Origin of the sequence: Cognatundibacterium crateris (genome assembly GCF_010078235.1) — a bacterium.
Taxonomy (GTDB): Bacteria; Pseudomonadota; Gammaproteobacteria; order Burkholderiales; family Burkholderiaceae_D; genus Undibacterium; species Undibacterium crateris.
This window is the reverse complement of sequence record NZ_JAABOS010000009.1, coordinates 175309-192856: the sequence shown is the minus strand read 5'-3', so window position 1 is coordinate 192856 and position 17548 is coordinate 175309. Positions and strand designations below refer to the sequence as shown.

Genomic DNA, 17548 nt, shown 5'->3' with positions numbered 1-17548 from the left:
CCTGATGTAATACATAAAGAATTACCGGCGAACGCATATTTATACTTTGTGCTCTGTCGCTGGCAGCCCGGACTCAGTTTGCAATAATTGACGGGTTTGTAGCCATGCGGCCTCCAGCGGCGCAGTTTGCAGATAGACTTTCGTCAACAGCGATGCGCCCACCCACTGGCTGTACAGCGTGGTGGCGAGATGCTGTACATCCTGCCCGGCTGCGAGTTCTCCTTGCTGCATTGCTTCTTCCAGCACAGCAGCAATCAGGTCTATCACCGTTTGCATACCCTGCGCCAGTGCCTGACGCATGGATTGAGACAAGTCTGAGACTTCCGCGGCCAGTTTAACGGCGAGGCACAGCTTATGGCATTGTGATTGGCGCGTGGTTGTTAGCCAGAATTCAAAATACTGTAGCAAGCGATTCGCCGGAGTATGATGCTGATCGCCGAACATCGTGCGCAATTGCTGGTGGTATTCTTGGAAATAGCGTTCGATCAGCGCGACACCGAATGCCTCTTTGGAGGCAAAATAGTGATAGAACGAACCTTTCGGTACCCCTGAGGCGGACAGAATCTCGCTCAGGCCCAGCGCGCTGAAACCTTTGCCGAGTATCAGTTGCTCACCCGTCGCCAGGATGCGCTCGCGGGTGTCGTTGCCAGTCAATTTAGATGCAGATGTCGTCATAGGGTCACATAATATTAGACCAGTCGTCTAGGGTCAAGTAAAATGATGCGGCTAGCTGGTTTAGTGCTGCATTGATATAGAAAAAAAAGTAACAATATCTGGGCGAGGCTGGCGCTGTTGTGAGAGAATGCAAAATTACTTGTCGGAAAATTATATATTCCGTGTTTTAACAACCTATCTATAAATCAGAACACACACACTATGTTTCGCTGGCTTTTTTTACATGAGAATACTCTCGCGCCTGCCGAAAACACAGCATGGAAAATCAGCACGCTCAGAATTATCCTGGTCTCCAGCTTCCTGCTGGAAGCCTGGATTGCGATACATAGCGCCATCAGTGCTTACACGCTGGGCCGAACGCAGATAGGGTGGGTGGTTGTTTTTTTCTATGTACTGAAATCTGTCGCGATCTATGTGTCTTCGCGTTCTGTGAAGATGAGTGCCGCTTTGCTGCTGCTGAATATGTATGGGACGGCACTGGCCATCATCTCTATGACGCATGATCAGGAGCTGGCCAGATTAGGTTATTTGTTCATGTACACGGTGCCGGTATTTGCCAGTCTGTTTTTTAATGCCAGAGTGGCCTTGGGCTTTATGGCCTTCAATCTGATTCCTTTCGCATTTTTGTTCATGGATGTGCAAGTGAACCGTAACAGCAGTTTTTTTGGCGATCTGCCCGATGCGCAGTTGTACATACATACCCTGTTATTCCTGTCTTTAAATATCTGTATTCCACTGGCTGTATTCAGAGTGCTGCATGCGCTGGATAAGATGCTGGTCCGGATTCACGACACCAGTGGCGCATTGGAAGTCAGTTATGTTCAGTACCGCGAAGTGTTTGAAAATGCCGGTACGGCACTCTTGCTGACTGATGCCTTTGGCCAGATTTTGCAGGCAAATCAGCAAGCCAATTTACTACTGGGACGCAATCCTGCGACTGATCAGGAACTGGGCTTATTTGGCTGGCTCGCGATGGAAGGCAGTATTCGCCTGAAAGCGAGTCAGGGCGAAGAAACCGGTGGTATCAAAACTTCGGCTTACCGTACCCGTGATGGTCGTATGGTAGCGCTGGATAATATCTCACAGACCTCGTCCGATCATTACATCGTGGCTTTGCGCGATGTGTCCAATCTGCACAAGATGCAGCATGCTTTGCAGCTCAGCATGGAGCGCGAAGACTATCTGAACAGCCATGATTCTCTAACCAATCTGCCTAACCGTGAGATGTTGCGCCAGTATTTACAGCGCGTGATTGCCAATCATGACGGCAATAATGTGACCGCCCTGGTGTCGTTCCGGCTCAATAGTGTGCGGCATGCCAATCAGCAGTTTGGTGCGCATACCGGCGATGTGCTGCTGCGGCGCTTTGCCGATGAACTGACCCAGGTACTACCGAAAAGCTGTTTCTGTGCACGTCTGCGCAGCATTGTGTTTTCTTTCGTGATTGATCAGTTGCGGACGGCCAATGATGTCGTGCAGTTCGTCAATCAGGTACGTGAAGCGATGCCAAAAGAATTGCAGGTCAATGACGATGTGTTGTTGGTGCAGTTTTCTGCCGGCATAGCGCTGGTACGTACCGAAGAAACCGATCCGGATGAGTTGATACGACGCAGTGAAGTTGCACTCGATACCGCGCGCCGTTCCAGCGACCAGAGTGTCACCTTATTTGATGAAGATGATGCCTTCCATATCCGCCGCAATGTGGAAATTGAAGTCGGGATTTTGAATGGTTTGAAGTTCGGTGAGTTTTCAATGATGTATCAGCCCAAAGTCGACCACAATGGTCTGATCGCTGGCGTGGAGGCATTGATACGATGGGATTCGCCGACGTTGGGACGTATTGCGCCGGCCGAATTTGTACCGATTGCCGAGCGCAGCGGGCTGATACGCCATGTCAGCGATTTTGTGCTGGATCAGGTGTGTGCGCAGATACGTGGCTGGCTCGATGAGTTTGGTCAAAGTCCGGTGGTGGCATTGAATCTGTCGGTCAGCGATATCGCGCGGCCTGACCTGATCGCGCTGATAGACAGCTGTTGCGAAAAATATGCAATCAAAACCAGTTATCTGGAATTTGAGATTACAGAAACCGGACTGATCGCCAATGAGAGTCAGTCCATTACGCACCTGAATGCCTTGAAAAATCGTGGCTTTGGTATTGCGATTGATGATTTTGGTACCGGCTATTCTTCGCTGTCCAAGCTCAGTCATTTTCCCGCGCATACCGTCAAGATAGACCGCTCTTTTGTGGCGCAGATAGGCTATAACCGCAAGAGCGAAATGATCATTAAAGCGATCATTTCGCTGTCTGAAATTCTGAACTGCTCCACCATTGCCGAAGGCGTGGAAAATGAAAGCCAGGAGTTATTCCTGAAAGAAGTCGGATGTGATTACTTCCAGGGTTATTACTATCATCGCCCGCTCGATGTGCCGGCCATGAACTGTTTGCTGGCTCAGCAAAAAATACAACATCGTCCAGCGATCATGACGCAGCTACAACCCTCAGCTCGCGCCTGAGTCACTCAGCACATATTCCTGAGTTATTGATTAAAGTGCTGCAAAAAAAACTAACATCGTATAAGTCCTTTACGCTGTATGAGCCTTCAATGTCCAGCACAGCCGATGCTGCATTTCGTACTTAATTTTATATTTTGTGAAATGCAATAATTTGCCCAGCATATTTCTTCAAATTCAACTACACTAAGCTCGTAGTCTGCTGGAAAGTAATGCATTTCTCCCGCATCTGCTGCCAGCGCTGTTTGGTCTTTGCAATGTCTTGCTTAACCCAGGAGGTCAGGATGACTATCTTTGACAACTACGCAGCACGTTACGAACGTACCAGGGAAGAAGAGTATTCCATGCAGGAGTACCTCGAACTGTGTAAAAAAGACAGACTCGCATTTGCTTCCGCCGCTGAGCGCATGCTGGCTGCCATTGGGGAACCGGAACTGGTTGATACCCGCCACGATCCGCGTTTATCCCGCATTTTCTCCAATAAACTGATCAAAATTTATCCAGCCTTCCGTGAGTTTTACGGCATGGAAGAAGTGATAGAGCAAGTCGTTTCTTACTTCCGGCATGCCGCGCAGGGACTGGAAGAGCGTAAGCAGATACTGTATTTGCTGGGGCCAGTCGGTGGCGGTAAATCCTCCATCGCCGAAAAACTCAAATCCCTGATGGAAAAAATCCCCTTCTATAGTATCAAGGGGTCACCAGTGAACGAGTCGCCTTTGGGCTTGTTCAGTGAAAATGAAGATGGTGCATTGCTGGAAGAAGACTTCGGTATCCCGCGCCGCTATCTGAAATCCATCCCTAGTCCTTGGGCGGTAAAGCGCCTGCATGAATTCAACGGCGACATCAATAAATTCCGCGTCGTCAAACGCTATCCTTCAGTGCTCAGACAAATTGCGGTGTCGAAAACTGAGCCAGGGGATGAAAATAATCAGGATATTTCTTCGCTGGTTGGCAAAGTCGACATCCGCAAACTGGAAGATTATTCTCAGGATGATCCGGATGCCTACAGCTATTCCGGTGGTCTGTGCCTGGCCAATCAGGGGCTGATGGAATTCGTCGAGATGTTCAAGGCACCGATCAAGGTTTTGCATCCCTTACTGACCGCGACCCAGGAAGGTAACTTCAAAGGTACCGAAGGTTTTGGTGCGATACCCTTTGATGGCGTGATCCTCGCGCACTCGAATGAGTCGGAATGGAAGGCTTTTAAAAACAATAAAAACAATGAGGCTTTCCTGGATCGTATTTACATCGTGAAGGTGCCTTACTGCCTGCGTATTTCCGATGAAATCAAGATCTATGAAAAACTGGTGCATACCTCTTCGTTGGCGGCTGCACCTTGTGCGCCAGGCACCTTGAAAATGATGGCACAGTTTGCGGTGCTGTCGCGTTTAAAAGAGCCGGAAAATTCCAGTATCTTCAGCAAGATGCTGGTGTATGACGGTGACAATCTGAAAGATACCGATCCCAAAGCCAAATCGCATCAGGAGTATGCCGATTATGCCGGTGTGGATGAAGGCATGAATGGTTTGTCGACCCGCTTTGCGTTCAAGATTTTATCCAAAGTATTTAACTTCGATAACACCGAGGTCGCCGCCAATCCTGTGCATTTGCTGTATGTGCTGGAGCAGCAGATAGAACGCGAACAGTTTGCGCCTGAAGTAGAGCAAAAATACATCTCGTATATCAAAGAATATCTGGCCCAGCGCTATGCGGAATTTATCGGTAAAGAAATTCAGACCGCTTATCTGGAAAGTTATTCTGAATATGGACAGAATATTTTTGACCGTTATGTCACCTTCGCTGACTTCTGGATCCAGGATCAGGAATTCCGCGATCCCGATACCGGCGAAAGCTTTGACCGTGACGCCTTGAACAATGAACTGGAAAAAATCGAGAAGCCGGCAGGCATTTCGAATCCTAAGGATTTCCGTAACGAGATCGTTAATTTTGTATTGCGTGCGCGGGCTCAGAATGCAGGAAAAAATCCGGCCTGGACCAGCTATGAAAAACTGCGCACTGTGATAGAGAAGAAAATGTTCTCGAATACAGAAGAGTTATTACCAGTGATATCTTTCAATGCCAAAGCCAGTGCGGATGACGCCAATAAACATCAGGAGTTTGTTGAGCGTATGGTCAGCAAAGGCTATACCACCAAACAGGTCAGATTGCTGTGCGAGTGGTATCTGCGGGTCAGAAAATCATCCTGATCCTGAAGATATCTGAGGGACTTCACTGACAAAGGGATAGGACTGAGGCCGAACCGTTATCGTGATACAAAGGCAGAGACGGACAGTGTGTTTGCCGGGCTGCGTATAGACGGGTAATGCTGGCTCAGTCCTGAGGGAGAATATCTTGGTGCATCTGATCGACCGCCGGGTTCAGGGGAAAAACAAGTCTGCGCCTAACCGTGAACGCTTTTTGCGGCGTTACAAGGGGCAGATCAAAGAGGCTGTAGCGCGTGCAGTCAAAGGCCGTTCTATCACCGATATGGAAAATGGTGAACGGATTTCTATACCAGTGAAAGATGTCGGCGAACCCAGCTTTGGCCATGCGCGCGGAGGCGTCTGGGAAGGCGTACATCCGGGCAATGAGCAATACCAGAAAGGGGACCAGATCGCGCGTCCGCAAGGTGGTGGCGGTGGCGGCAAAGGTAAGGGGCAGGGCGGTAACAGCGAGGAAATCAGCGAGGATGATTTTGCGTTTCAGCTGAGCCGGGAAGAGTTCATGAACTACTTCTTTGAAGACCTGGAATTACCGAATATGGTGAAAACCCAGCTCACGTCGACCACCGATTTCAAAAGCCAGCGCGCTGGTTATAAAACCAGTGGAACCGCTTCCAGTCTGCATGTATTACGTTCTTTACGCGGTGCGATGGGACGGCGGATTGCGGTGGGTGGCAAGTCGTCACGACGCTTAAAACTGGCGCTGGAAGAGCTGGATGCTGCGCTGGCAGAGCCGGTGCAGGATGGCCTGCGCATCAGTGCACTGCGCGAAGAAATCCGTCATTTACGGACCAGAATCGCCGCGATTCCATTTCTCGATCCTTTCGATCTGCGTTACAGCAATCGTATCAAAGTCCCCAAACCGGCCAGCCAGTGTGTGATGTTTTGTCTGCTGGATGTCTCCGGCTCTATGGACGAGCAAAAAAAAGATACAGCGAAGCGCTTTTTTATTTTGCTGTACCTGTTCCTGACACGGGCTTATGAAAAAATAGAGGTGGTGTTTATCCGTCACCATACGACAGCGCAGGAAGTGGATGAAAACGCATTCTTTAACTCGCGTGAATCGGGTGGCACTATCGTCTCCTCGGCCTTGGTCTTGCTGGAGCAAACCATACGCAATCGCTATGCGGCTGGTGACTGGAATGTCTATGTGGCGCAGGCCTCAGATGGCGATAACTGGGACAATGATTCCATCGCTTGCCGCGATATTTTGCGTCAGCGCATTATGCCTCTGGTGCAGTATTACGCGTATGTCGAAATTACCGAGGGTGAGCCGCAAAATCTGTGGCTGGAATATGAGCGGGTTGCCGAGGAATTCGCGCACTTCGCGATGCAAAAAATTGAGAATCCTGCCGATATCTATCCTGTATTCCGGGAACTGTTTAAAAAACAAACGAATTGAGGCCTGTCATGGACACTCAAACGCAGACTAGCAGAGCCAGACATCCGAATGCCTTACCGGACAAGTCGGAATGGACCTTCGAACTGATAGAACAGGCGCATGAAGAGATACGCCGGGTCGCCGCACAGTTTGGGCTCGATACCTATCCGAATCAGCTGGAAATCATCACCGCCGAGCAAATGATGGATGCCTATGCCTCGGTCGGTATGCCGGTGTCGTATAACCACTGGTCTTTCGGTAAGCATTTTATGTCTACCGAAAAAAGTTATAAGCGCGGTCAGATGGGGCTGGCTTACGAGATTGTGATTAACTCCAACCCCTGTATTTCCTATCTGATGGAAGAGAATAGTCTGACCATGCAGTCGCTGGTGATTGCGCATGCGGCATACGGACATAACTCTTTTTTCAAAGGGAATTACCTGTTCCGGGCCTGGACCGATGCTGAAGCGATTATCGATTACATGGTGTTCGCCAAAAATTATGTCGCGCATTGCGAGCAGCGTTACGGCACTGAGGCGGTGGAGCTGATACTGGATTCCTGTCACGCCTTGCAGAATTATGGGGTAGACCGCTATAAACGTCCGGCCCGGATTTCCCTGATCGAGGAAAGAGAGCGTCAGACCGAACGCGAAGCCTATCTGCAATCGCAAATTAATGATTTGTGGCGCACTTTGCCGCGCCGTCCTGAGGTGCAGGAAAGCCAGCAGGAGCATCAGCGCTTCCCGCGTGAGCCGCAGGAAAATCTGCTGTACTTCATCGAAAAATATGCGCCTTTGCTGGAACCCTGGCAGCGCGAAATCGTGCGTATTATTCGAAAAATTTCGCAGTATTTTTATCCTCAGCGTCAGACCCAGGTCATGAACGAGGGCTGGGCTACGTTCTGGCATTACACCATCCTGTATCAATTGTATGAAGAGGGTGTAGTTGGTGACGGTTTTATGATGGAGTTTTTACAGAGTCACACCAATGTGATTTATCAGCCGCCGGTAGGCAGCCGCTATTACAGCGGTATCAATCCCTATGCGCTGGGCTTTGCCATGATGCAGGATATACGCCGCATTTGTGAGCATCCTACCGATGAAGACCGTGAATGGTTTCCGGATCTGGCCGGGGCGGACTGGCAGACTTCGTTGCAGTTTGCGATGCGTAATTTTAAGGATGAGAGTTTTATTGCGCAGTATTTGTCGCCCAAGCTGATCCGCGATTTTCACTTCTTTTCTATCCTTGATGATGACAGTAAGGATAAGCTGAAAATTTCAGCCATCCATGATGAATCCGGCTATCGCTATGTCAGACAGCAACTGGCTGGACAATACAACTTGGGTAACCGCGAGCCGGACATTCAGGTCTGGGCGGTGGATATGCAGGGCGACCGTTCGCTGACCTTGCGCCATCATCAGTATTTGCGGCGGCCGCTGAATAACCAGACCAATGAAGTCCTCAAGCATGTCGCGCGTTTATGGGGCTTTGATGTGGTGCTGGAAACCGTAGATCAGCATGGAACGGTATTGACTAAACAAGACTGTCGTTGGGAAAAAGGCAGTCGCTGAAGCCGGACTGTTGCTGAATATCAAAAGCAGGTAGGCGCGCGCGCTGGCTTCGGATAGAATCCAGCAGATCACATTTGATGAAGAGGGCATTATGTATCTGGATCATCCGAAAATCTCGGCGACGAACAGCGAAACTGAACCAGATCGCATCGAGCGTCTGAGCCGCGTTTATGGCTACGCTATCGGTTTGGCTGATGTCGATGGCAATACCGTCTGTATCACCAAAATCGCCAAAATTCATGACCATAAAGGCGTGCTGATGGTGATTTGGTATGAGCCGCCGACAGCCCAGGAAAAATCCTATTTCCTGCGCGCCTGGCAAAGCCGGGTCGGGGATGAATCGACCCTGGTTGAGCATGCGCTGATGTTGCAGGAAGCCCTGCCAGCATTGGACAGCGAAGCAGCGGCTTAATTCAGTTTTGCCTTCAGTAAGCGCAGACCATTGAGCACCACCAGCAGGCTGGTGCCAGTGTCTGCGAATACCGCCATCCACAAGCTGGCGTGACCACTTAATGCCAGTGCGAAGAAGATAAATTTTACGCCCAGTGCAAACGCGATATTCTGCTTCAGTATGCGTGCGGTCTGTTGTGACAGGCGGATAAATTCCGGTATTTTTTGCAAGTCATTTTGCATCAGCGCGACGTCCGCAGTTTCCAGTGCAGTGTCGCTGCCTGCTGCCATGGCCAGACCGATGTGCGCGCGTGCCAGTGCCGGTGCATCGTTGATGCCATCCCCCGTCATACCCGTCACGCCTTGTTGCGCCAATTCTTCAATAATCCGCAGTTTATCGTCAGGCAGTAATTCGGCGCGTACCTGTTGTATGCCAGCCTGTGCGGCGATCGCATTCGCCGTATGGGCATTGTCACCGGTCAGCATCAGCACCTGCACCCCCAATTGCTGCAATTGCTGTATTGCCGCCTGACTGGTGGCGCGTAACTGATCCGCAACGGCAAACAGCGCTAATAATTGTCCTTCACGACACAGCAGTATTACGGTATTACCTTGCTGCTCCAGCGTACTGATTTGTGCTGTGAGCGGCGATGGCGCTATGTTTAATTCCTGCAGCAAGGCTTGATTGCCGAGCTGATAGCTGCGTCCATCAACGCTGCCTTGCATACCGCGTGCACGTCCCATTTCCAGCAGACTGACCTGTTCCGCTGCCAGCACCGGCAGTTCACAGGCTTGCAGCAGGGCCTGGGCTAAAGGATGGCTGGAGTGTGCATCCAGGCTGGCTGCGATCTGCAGCGCGGCGGATTCACTGATGCCACTGCTGCGTATTTGCTGCAGTTGCGGTTTACCCTCAGTCAGGGTCCCGGTTTTATCGAGTGCCAGATGGCGCAACTGCCGCCCTTGTTCCAGAAAGACGCCGCCTTTAATCACGATGCCACGGCGCGCAGCGGCTGCCAGCCCGCTAACGACGGTGACCGGCGTTGAAATCACCAGTGCACAAGGGCAGGCGATCACCAGCAAAACCAGTGCACGGTACAGGCTGTCATGCCAGCCATGTTGTAACAATAAGGGCGGCAGCACAGCCAGCAAAATCGCTGCGATAAATACTACCGGTGTATAGATGGCAGCGAAGCGGTCAACGAAGCCCTGGGTGGGGGCGCGCTGGCTTTGCGCCGCCTGTACCGATTGTGCGATGCGTGCCAGCATAGAGCTGCCAGCGTTAGCCGTGACGCGTAACTGCAGCGCCGCACTCTGGTTGATGGTGCCGGCAAAGACGGTATCTCCAGGCTGCTTCGTGACCGGCATACTCTCACCGGTAATGGCGGCCTGATTGACCGAAGACTGCCCCTGTTCGACCACGCCATCGAGCGCGATGCGGTCACCGGGGCGGCACAATAACAGCGCGCCGACAGCGATTTCTGCCGTCGGTGTGCTGAGCCAGCTCGCATCCGGCTGTTGCACCAGCGCGGTTTCCGGTGCCTGCGCCAGCAAGCCACTGATGGCGTCACGTGCGCGTTCCAGACTGGCCGCTTCTATCATCTCGGCGACTGCAAACAGGCAGATCACCATTGCCGCTTCAGGCCACTGGCCGATGGCGAACGCACCGATCACGGCTGCCGTCATCAGTAAATGGATGTTCAGTGTGAAATGGCGCAGCGCAATCCAGCCTTTTTTCAGTGTCGGCAGACCGCAAATCAGGATGGAGCCCAATGCCATCGCAGCGACCGCCAGCGTTTGATCAGCTTGCTGCCACCAGGCGATGGCTTCTGAGCCAAAGGCCAGCAAGCCACCGATGGCAACCCGCCAGCGCAGTTTGCTGTCAATGGCAGAAACCGGTGTCGGCTCTACCCCTGCTTCCAGCAATTGCGGCTGCATGCCCAGCGCGACTAAAGCTGCGCTGACATGATCGGTGTCTGGTGTACGCTGATGCACAGTCAGAATACGGTTGAGCAAATCAAAGTCCAGCCCCAGGATATTGCTATCGCTGGACAGTTGTTTGCGTATCAGGGCTTCTTCGGTCGGACAATCCATCGCCGCGATATGAAAGCGGCTGCTCACCGCATTGGCGGGTGGCTGTTCACGGCTCACAGCGAGCGTAGCCGGTGCACAGCAGGCATCGTCCTGCTCCGCGTGTTCATGATCATGCTGGTGCGCATGTGAGCCGTGCTGATGTGATGCATGTTCATGTTTGTGCTCATGCTCATGCTGATGCGTACATGTGGAACCGGCGGCGTGGGGTTGTTCGTGAGGTGTGTGCGTCATGTGAGCGTGCCTGTAACGATAGAATGAAATCAGTGTAGACTCTGGAGTCGCTACAGGGTCAAGCTTTTTTTTGCGGCATTAACAAACGGAGTAAAGTATGCGTATCAGTGAGCTGGCAGCTGCAACCGGGGTCGATCTGGAGACGATTCGCTATTATGAAAAACAGGGCTTGCTGCCTGAGCCTGAGCGCGAAGCGAATGGGTATCGCCGCTATAGCGCACTGCATCTGGAGCGTCTATCGTTTATCCGGCATTGTCGCGCACTCGATATCCCTTTAGCCGAGGTACGGCGCCTGGTGGCATTTATGGTGAGTCCGGCTGAGGATTGTGGCGATATCAACTCGCTCATTGAACAACAGATTGCGCGGGTCAGGGCCAGGCTGGCGAGTATGCACGCGCTGGAGAAGCAACTGTGCAGCTTAAGAGCCAGTTGCGATGAGAGACATCAGGGGAAGGAATGCGGCATCCTGCATGAGCTGGTCGCCGCTGCGCATGGCGAGGCTTGTGCCTGCCATGCGGATACAGAATCAGCGCGCCAGGTCGCTGAGTAATTCAGATACGCCGGCCCAGCCGATTTCTATGCCGATACAAACCAGGATAAACGCAGACAGACGCATCAATACAGTGCCGCCGACGTCGCCGAGGAACTGGCCCATATTACGTGCAAAGCGGTAGCACAGATACACCACCAGTGTGGTCAGCAGCACACCCAGCGCCGATGCGACGCTGGTCACCAGCCAGTCGATAGGCTTGCGTGGCATTTGGGTACCGATGGTAATCGAAGCTGCGATAGTGCCGGGGCCGACGGTCAGCGGGAAGCTGAAAGGATAAAAACTGCGGCGGCGCAATTCTTCTTTGCTCCAGGCGCCGGTATGCGAAGCCGCGACCGAGTTCAGTAATTTATCCTGACTCTGGTCATTCAGCAGCTTCCAGCCTGCCATGCCGACCACGATACCACCGGCGATACGGACGATAGGTAAGGAAATGCCGAAAAAATTCAGTACATAAGAGCCGACAAAAATCGTGACCATCAACATGAAGAAGCAGTTAATCGCGATTCGTTTCGCCATGCGTTTCGCGACTTCGGGCTCTTGCGGACCCGTCATAGACAGGTAAATCGGCGCAATCGCAATCGGATTCACGAGAGGTAATAAGGTGATAGGCACCAGTATCATTGCCTTAAAAAATGCGATCATGGCCAGACTCATAACAACTCCTAAAAAAAACTTCCGCCGATTATACGTTTACGGCTCAGCATAGGGTAGCTAAAAGCAGGGAATTATTCTCACTTAATATTAAAATAGAACTCAGAAAAAAGCCCGCTGTGACTGGATGCTGATTGGATGCTGACTGGACTGAGCATCAGCGGTGCCGCCCATCAGGGCAGTGCAAGCAGCAGCTGTGCTGTGATAAAAAAATGAACACTAATGAATTGAAGATGGATAGAACCATGAACCAAGCTGCCAGCTTCCCACAACTCCAGACCGGACGATTTATATTGAGGCAGATCGTGCCTGCTGATCAGCCCGCGATTTTTGCCGGTTTATCTGACGAAGCAGTGACTGCCTATTACGGCATCAGTTACGACACGCTGGAATCGACTCAGGCGCAGATGGACTGGTATGAGCTGGTCTGGAAAACCCGCATCGGTATCTGGTGGGGCATCGCTGAACGTGAACACCCGGAGCAATTAATAGGAACCTGCGGTTTGCATGAATGGGAGCAGGAAGATCATTGCGCGGAAATCGGTTTCTGGTTAACACCTGCGTTCTGGCGCCGCGGTGTGATGGCCGAAGTGTTACCGGCTATCCTGACATGCTGCTTCCGTGATCTGGGTCTGCACCGCATACAGGCGCTGGTGGAGCCGGACAATGCCGCCAGCTGGCGCCTGGTCGAGCGTCACGGCTTTCAGCTGGAGGGCATACTGCGTGAATGTGAATATAAAAACGGCAAATATCAGGATCTGCGCTGTTATTCTTTGCTCGCACACGAAGCACAGGAACTCATGATGAAATCCCCTGTCCCTATTTCATCCTGATACGCATTGATTTCCCTTACTGATTTTTACTCATCCTATCTTTATGAAAATTTCTGACAAACTTCCGCGCTGGTCGGTGCTCACACCGCTGGCTGCCTGCCTGATCCTGGGCGGCAGCCTGTTATGCAGCGCCAGCTGGTATGGAATACTGCTGACCGCCGCTTTATTTGGTGGTGTGCTGACCGCTGTGTTTCATGCCGAAGTGGTGGCGCATAAAATCGGCGAACCCTTCGGTACGCTATTATTGGCGATCGCCGTTACGCTGATTGAAGTCGCTTTAATTGTGTCACTGATGTTAGCGGGCGGTGAAACTACGGCCGGGCTGGCCAGGGATACCGTATTCGCGGCGATCATGGTCATCCTGACCGGCATCATAGGACTGTGTCTGCTGGTTGGCGGCATTCGCCATCGCGAGCAAAGCTTTGGCCTGCAAGGCGCCAGCACCTCACTCGCCACGCTGGCTGCTTTATCGGTGCTGACGCTGGTACTGCCTAACTTTACCTCGTCCGTGGCAGGGCCGTTTTACAGTGCCAGCCAGCTGGGCTTTATCGCTATCGTCTCAGTCGTGTTGTACGGGACTTTCGTGCTGGTGCAGACCGTCAGACACCGCGATTATTTTTTACCTGAAAGCCATGCTGCCGATGAAGACGTGCATGCGCCGCTACCGTCGGCGCGCATGGCCTGGACCAGTCTGGGACTGCTGTTAGTTTGTCTGGTGGCAGTGGTGCTGCTGGCGAAAGCACTGGCACCGGCACTGGAATCCGCTGTTGCCGCAGCCGGTGCGCCTAAGGCGCTGGTCGGTATTATCATCGCCATCATCGTGCTGTTGCCGGAAGGGCTGGCCGCACTCAGCGCCGCGCGTGCCAACCGTCTGCAAACCAGTATCAATCTGGCGCTGGGTTCTGCACTGGCGAGTATCGGTTTGACGATACCGGTGGTGGCGGTGATTTCTATCCTGACTGGCTGGCAGCTGTCACTGGGCATCGATACGAAATCCACCGTGCTCTTGCTGTTGTCGCTGATCGTGACCACCATCTCGCTGGGTACTGGTCGCACCACCATCATGCAAGGCACTATCCATCTGGTGATTTTCGCCGTGTATTTGTTTACGACCATCGTACCCTGACTTATTCGCAGCGCACGGTCACACTCCTTACTCATTTCGCCCGGCCTGAATCGCCGGGCTTATTCATGATCTCTATGACTTCAAAAAAATTGACGACCCGCTCGCTGGCGCTGCTGCTGGCCTCCGGCTGCCTGTTGGGCAGTGCCAGCCAACTGGCGGTTGCCGCGTCCGCCAGCACTGCCACCAACACGAACACCAAGCTTGGCGCGCCTTTGAGCGAAACCCATTTACGCGCTCACCTTTCTTTTCTGGCCGATGATTTACTGGAAGGCCGGGGGACCGGCCAGCGCGGTGGTGATCTGGCCGTGCGCTATCTGGAAACTCAGGCTGCGCTGATTGGCTTGCAGGTGCTGCCGGGTGACAAAGTGCAGGGCTATCGCCAGGCGGTCGATATCATAGGCAGTCAGACCCTGGCGAACAGCCAGATACGCTTTTCTGCCGGTGGCCAACAGTGGACACCGGTGTTGGGTAGAGATGTCGTGTTTGGCTCTTCCGGTGGCCGCCAGCAAGTCAGCTTCTCTGCGCCTTTACTGTTCGTCGGCTATGGCATCCGCGCTCCCGAAGAAAATTGGGACGACTTTAAACAGACCGATGTCAAAGGCAAATTGCTGGTGATGATGGTCAATGATCCGCAGCCTAACGCAGCAGAGCCACAGCGCTTTGGCGGAGCGGCGCTGACCTATTATGGCCGCTGGACGTATAAGTTCGAAGAAGCCGCACGTCAGGGTGCGGCCGGGGTGTTACTGATCCACACCAATGCCTCGGCGGCCTATGGCTGGAATGTACCGCAAACCAGTTTCAGCCACGAACGCTTCAGCTCTCCTGGCATGGGCAATCCGCTGGAAGGCTGGATACAGGAAGAGGTGGCGCGCCAATTGTTTGCCGCAGCTGGTCAGGACCTTGATCAACTGCGCCAACAAGCCGAGCGTCGTGATTTTCAGCCGGTGGCGCTGAATGCAACGGCACAGGTGGAGGTGCACAATCAGGTGCGCCAGGTAAGGCAGTACAATGTGTTGGGCATGGTGCCGGGCACTGATCCTGTGTTGAAATCAGAGGCTGTGATTTACTCGGCCCATTGGGATCATCTGGGCATGGAAACCGATGCCAATGGCAAGACCCAGATCTGGAATGGCGCAGTCGATAATGCATCCGGCAGCGCCGCCTTACTCGAAATGGCAAGGCTCGCTGTGCGCCAGCCAACCCGGCGTACTCAGATTTTTCTGTGGCCAGCCGCCGAAGAACAGTATTTGTTGGGCAGCGCAGCCTATGTGCAGCAGGCACCGTGGCCGCTGGCAAAAACGGCTGCCGATCTGAATCTGGATAGTATGAATTTTGTGGCAGCGACTAAGGACATAGGCGTGGCGGGCAGTGAGCGCAGTAGCCTGTATCACAGCGCAGTCAAAGTGGCGAAGGCGATGAAGCTGCGTATCGCACCGACCGTGCCGGATCTGGGTGGTGCGTACTTCCGTGCTGATCACTTTAATTTTGCACGCGCCGGTATCCCGGCTTTCAATGTCGGCTCTGCGGTATTTTCGGGCGATGGGCATTTTGACTTTGATAAAACGCCGCCCGACAGCTATCTGAAAAAAATGCGCGATTTCAAACAGGATTATCACACCGTACGTGATGTCTATCATCCCGACTGGGACCTGAGCGGCATGCTGCAGCAAGCCTTGTTCACACTCAGGCTGGGACAGGAAGTCGGCAATGCACCGGCCATGCCGGTCTGGAAGCGCGGTGAGGCGTTTGGAAAGATCCCGCGTCAGTGAAATACTGCTTCATTGATCCTGAGGCCAGACGCGGATCTGGCCTCAGGCTTCAGTTCTCAGCGCTCAGTACTTAGGTCTTAGACCTTAGGTTTGAGCAATAAGACGCTGGCCTCGATCAGCAACATCAGCAGCAGGCTGATGCCGAATACCGGCATGCAGTACGCCAGTACCGCTGCAACCACTACCAGCCACCACGGCAGCGCGCGTACATGGCTGCCGTGCAGCGCGGGTGCAGAGACGCTGGCAGGACGGCGGCGCTGCCACCACATCACATAGCCGGACAAAACGGAAAAAATCGCGCTGCAGCCTATCGCCAGTAACAGCGCCTGATTCCACCAGCCGAACTCACCACGATGAAATGGAATGCCAACTGCGGTCGCCTTGGACAGCAAGGGTAACTGATCCCAGCCCGCATAGTACAGACGCTGGCCGCTGTAGGCATCCAGCACTAGCTGAAAGCGCTTCTCAGGCTGGCTGCGATCCTCATTTTCTATACGCCATACACCGCTCGCATGGTTCGGCGGCGTCATGCGCAGACGGATAGCAGGTGCCTGTGCTTTGGCCAGAGTGTAGATCTGTTCTGCGCTGAGAGGCGCTTGTCCCTCATTGACTACCGAGGCCAGATCACGCGGCGGCTTAGGCGTGGCTTGCCCGGTCGCGTTTTGCAGAGCGCGGAAATTTTCACCGGTATATTTCGACCAGGTCAGTCCGGTCAGCAATATCGTCAGTGTGAACAGCGCCAGCAGCACGCTGCTGATGCTATGCCAGTAGCGCCAGCTGGCGCGGCTATGGCCTGCTTTATTACTGGCCGCTGGCAGTAAAGCCTTGCGCCAGCCAGCGCGGCCACGCGGCCACCACAGATAGAAACCGGTCAGCATCATGACCAGCATCCAGCTGGCACCGAGCTCGATCAGCCAGCGCCAGCCATCACCTTGCAGCAGACTGGAATGCAGCTTGCGCGACCAGTTCTTAAAGCGTTCTGCATCCGGTAAATTGCCTTGTACGGTCGCTGTGCCGGGATCGACATAGCTGGTGATTTCCTTCGCTGCGCTGTGATGCTCAGTGCTGCTGATGGCAGATGCAGCGCCTGGCGCGCCACCCAGATGGCTGGCATGTTGATCAGCATGCTGATGCACCGGATGGGGTGCCGTTGCGGGGTTTGCAGCGGCCGCTTTTGGCATGCCGCGCATTTTTTGTTCACCGAATAAAACCAGACTGGTTTCACCTGGCGTATAGGCCGGTACGATGGCCTTGACTGGTAAGCCGGGCACGGCGGCACGCGCTGCCGCAAGCTGCTGATCGAGCGGCAGTGGTGGTAGTGCCGCTGGTATTTGAGTCACGCGATCCAGCTCAGCATGGCGCAGCGCCTCGATTTGCGGCGTGAAGATATACAGTATTCCGGTCAGTGCTGCCAGCAGCACGATAGGCGCAGTCAGTAAGCCTGACCAGAAATGCAGACGCCAGAACAGCCGGTGTAATACCGCACTGGTGGAATGGCGGTCAGGGGAGTGCGTAGTCATCAGGGTCTCCGGAAAATAGTCCAC

Annotated in this window: 13 protein-coding genes; 9 read left to right on the top strand and 4 right to left on the bottom strand. The window is 53.2% G+C overall.

The genetic code is table 11. The features are described 5' to 3' along the window. Positions 1–39: 39 nt before the first annotated feature. Entirely contained in the window at positions 40–675 is a 636-nt protein-coding gene (locus tag EYB48_RS16315) for a TetR/AcrR family transcriptional regulator (RefSeq protein WP_162021433.1), read from the bottom strand. A gap of 201 nt (positions 676–876) precedes the next feature. Here EYB48_RS16315 and EYB48_RS16310 point away from each other — a divergent pair, with 201 nt between their 5' ends. From EYB48_RS16310 to EYB48_RS16290, 5 genes are all read left to right on the top strand, one after another. Beyond that, positions 877–3189, top strand: a complete 2313-nt coding sequence (locus EYB48_RS16310; RefSeq protein ID WP_162021432.1) for a putative bifunctional diguanylate cyclase/phosphodiesterase — start codon at positions 877–879, stop codon at positions 3187–3189. A 281-nt stretch (positions 3190–3470) separates the two neighbouring features. After that, positions 3471–5393, top strand: coding sequence for a PrkA family serine protein kinase (locus EYB48_RS16305; RefSeq protein ID WP_162021431.1), 1923 nt, complete (start codon positions 3471–3473; stop codon positions 5391–5393). A 145-nt stretch (positions 5394–5538) separates the two neighbouring features. After that, positions 5539–6810, top strand: coding sequence for a YeaH/YhbH family protein (locus EYB48_RS16300; RefSeq protein ID WP_162021430.1), 1272 nt, complete (start codon positions 5539–5541; stop codon positions 6808–6810). Positions 6811–6818: 8 nt separating this feature from the next. Next, positions 6819–8360, top strand: coding sequence for a SpoVR family protein (locus EYB48_RS16295; protein ID WP_162021429.1), 1542 nt, complete (start codon positions 6819–6821; stop codon positions 8358–8360). 91 nt (positions 8361–8451) lie between these two features. After that, complete coding sequence (locus EYB48_RS16290; protein WP_162021428.1) at positions 8452–8772, top strand: hypothetical protein; 321 nt, start codon at positions 8452–8454, stop codon at positions 8770–8772. Here EYB48_RS16290 and EYB48_RS16285 read toward each other — a convergent pair. Next, positions 8769–11072 (bottom strand): heavy metal translocating P-type ATPase, encoded by a 2304-nt coding sequence (locus EYB48_RS16285; protein ID WP_162021427.1) that lies wholly within the window; start codon positions 11070–11072, stop codon positions 8769–8771. The two genes, EYB48_RS16290 and EYB48_RS16285, sit on opposite strands and share 4 nt — an antisense overlap. A gap of 97 nt (positions 11073–11169) precedes the next feature. On the opposite strand from EYB48_RS16285, the gene cadR reads away from it, so the two are divergent. Beyond that, positions 11170–11622, top strand: coding sequence for a Cd(II)/Pb(II)-responsive transcriptional regulator (gene cadR, locus EYB48_RS16280; protein WP_162021426.1), 453 nt, complete (start codon positions 11170–11172; stop codon positions 11620–11622). Here cadR and EYB48_RS16275 read toward each other — a convergent pair. Further along, positions 11599–12279 carry a MarC family protein gene (locus tag EYB48_RS16275; protein ID WP_230404100.1) on the bottom strand — a complete coding sequence of 227 codons (681 nt, stop codon included), beginning with the start codon at positions 12277–12279 and terminating at the stop codon, positions 11599–11601. The genes cadR and EYB48_RS16275 overlap by 24 nt on opposite strands. 242 nt (positions 12280–12521) lie before the next feature. Here EYB48_RS16275 and EYB48_RS16270 point away from each other — a divergent pair, with 242 nt between their 5' ends. The 3 genes from EYB48_RS16270 (at position 12522) to EYB48_RS16260 (ending at position 16004) form a co-directional block, all read left to right on the top strand. Continuing rightward, the gene (locus EYB48_RS16270) at positions 12522–13109 is read left to right on the top strand and encodes a GNAT family N-acetyltransferase (protein ID WP_162021425.1); all 588 of its coding nucleotides are present in this window, start codon (positions 12522–12524) and stop codon (positions 13107–13109) included. Positions 13110–13152: 43 nt separating this feature from the next. Then, positions 13153–14235 (top strand): calcium:cation antiporter, encoded by a 1083-nt coding sequence (locus EYB48_RS16265; protein WP_162021424.1) that lies wholly within the window; start codon positions 13153–13155, stop codon positions 14233–14235. Between the two features lie 74 nt (positions 14236–14309). Continuing rightward, complete coding sequence (locus tag EYB48_RS16260) at positions 14310–16004, top strand: M28 family peptidase (protein ID WP_162021423.1); 1695 nt, start codon at positions 14310–14312, stop codon at positions 16002–16004. 77 nt (positions 16005–16081) lie between these two features. Here EYB48_RS16260 and EYB48_RS16255 read toward each other — a convergent pair whose 3' ends face one another. Beyond that, on the bottom strand, positions 16082–17524 hold the full coding sequence (locus tag EYB48_RS16255) for a PepSY-associated TM helix domain-containing protein (RefSeq protein ID WP_162021422.1): 1443 nt from the start codon (positions 17522–17524) through the stop codon (positions 16082–16084). Between the last annotated feature and the right edge of the window lie 24 nt (positions 17525–17548).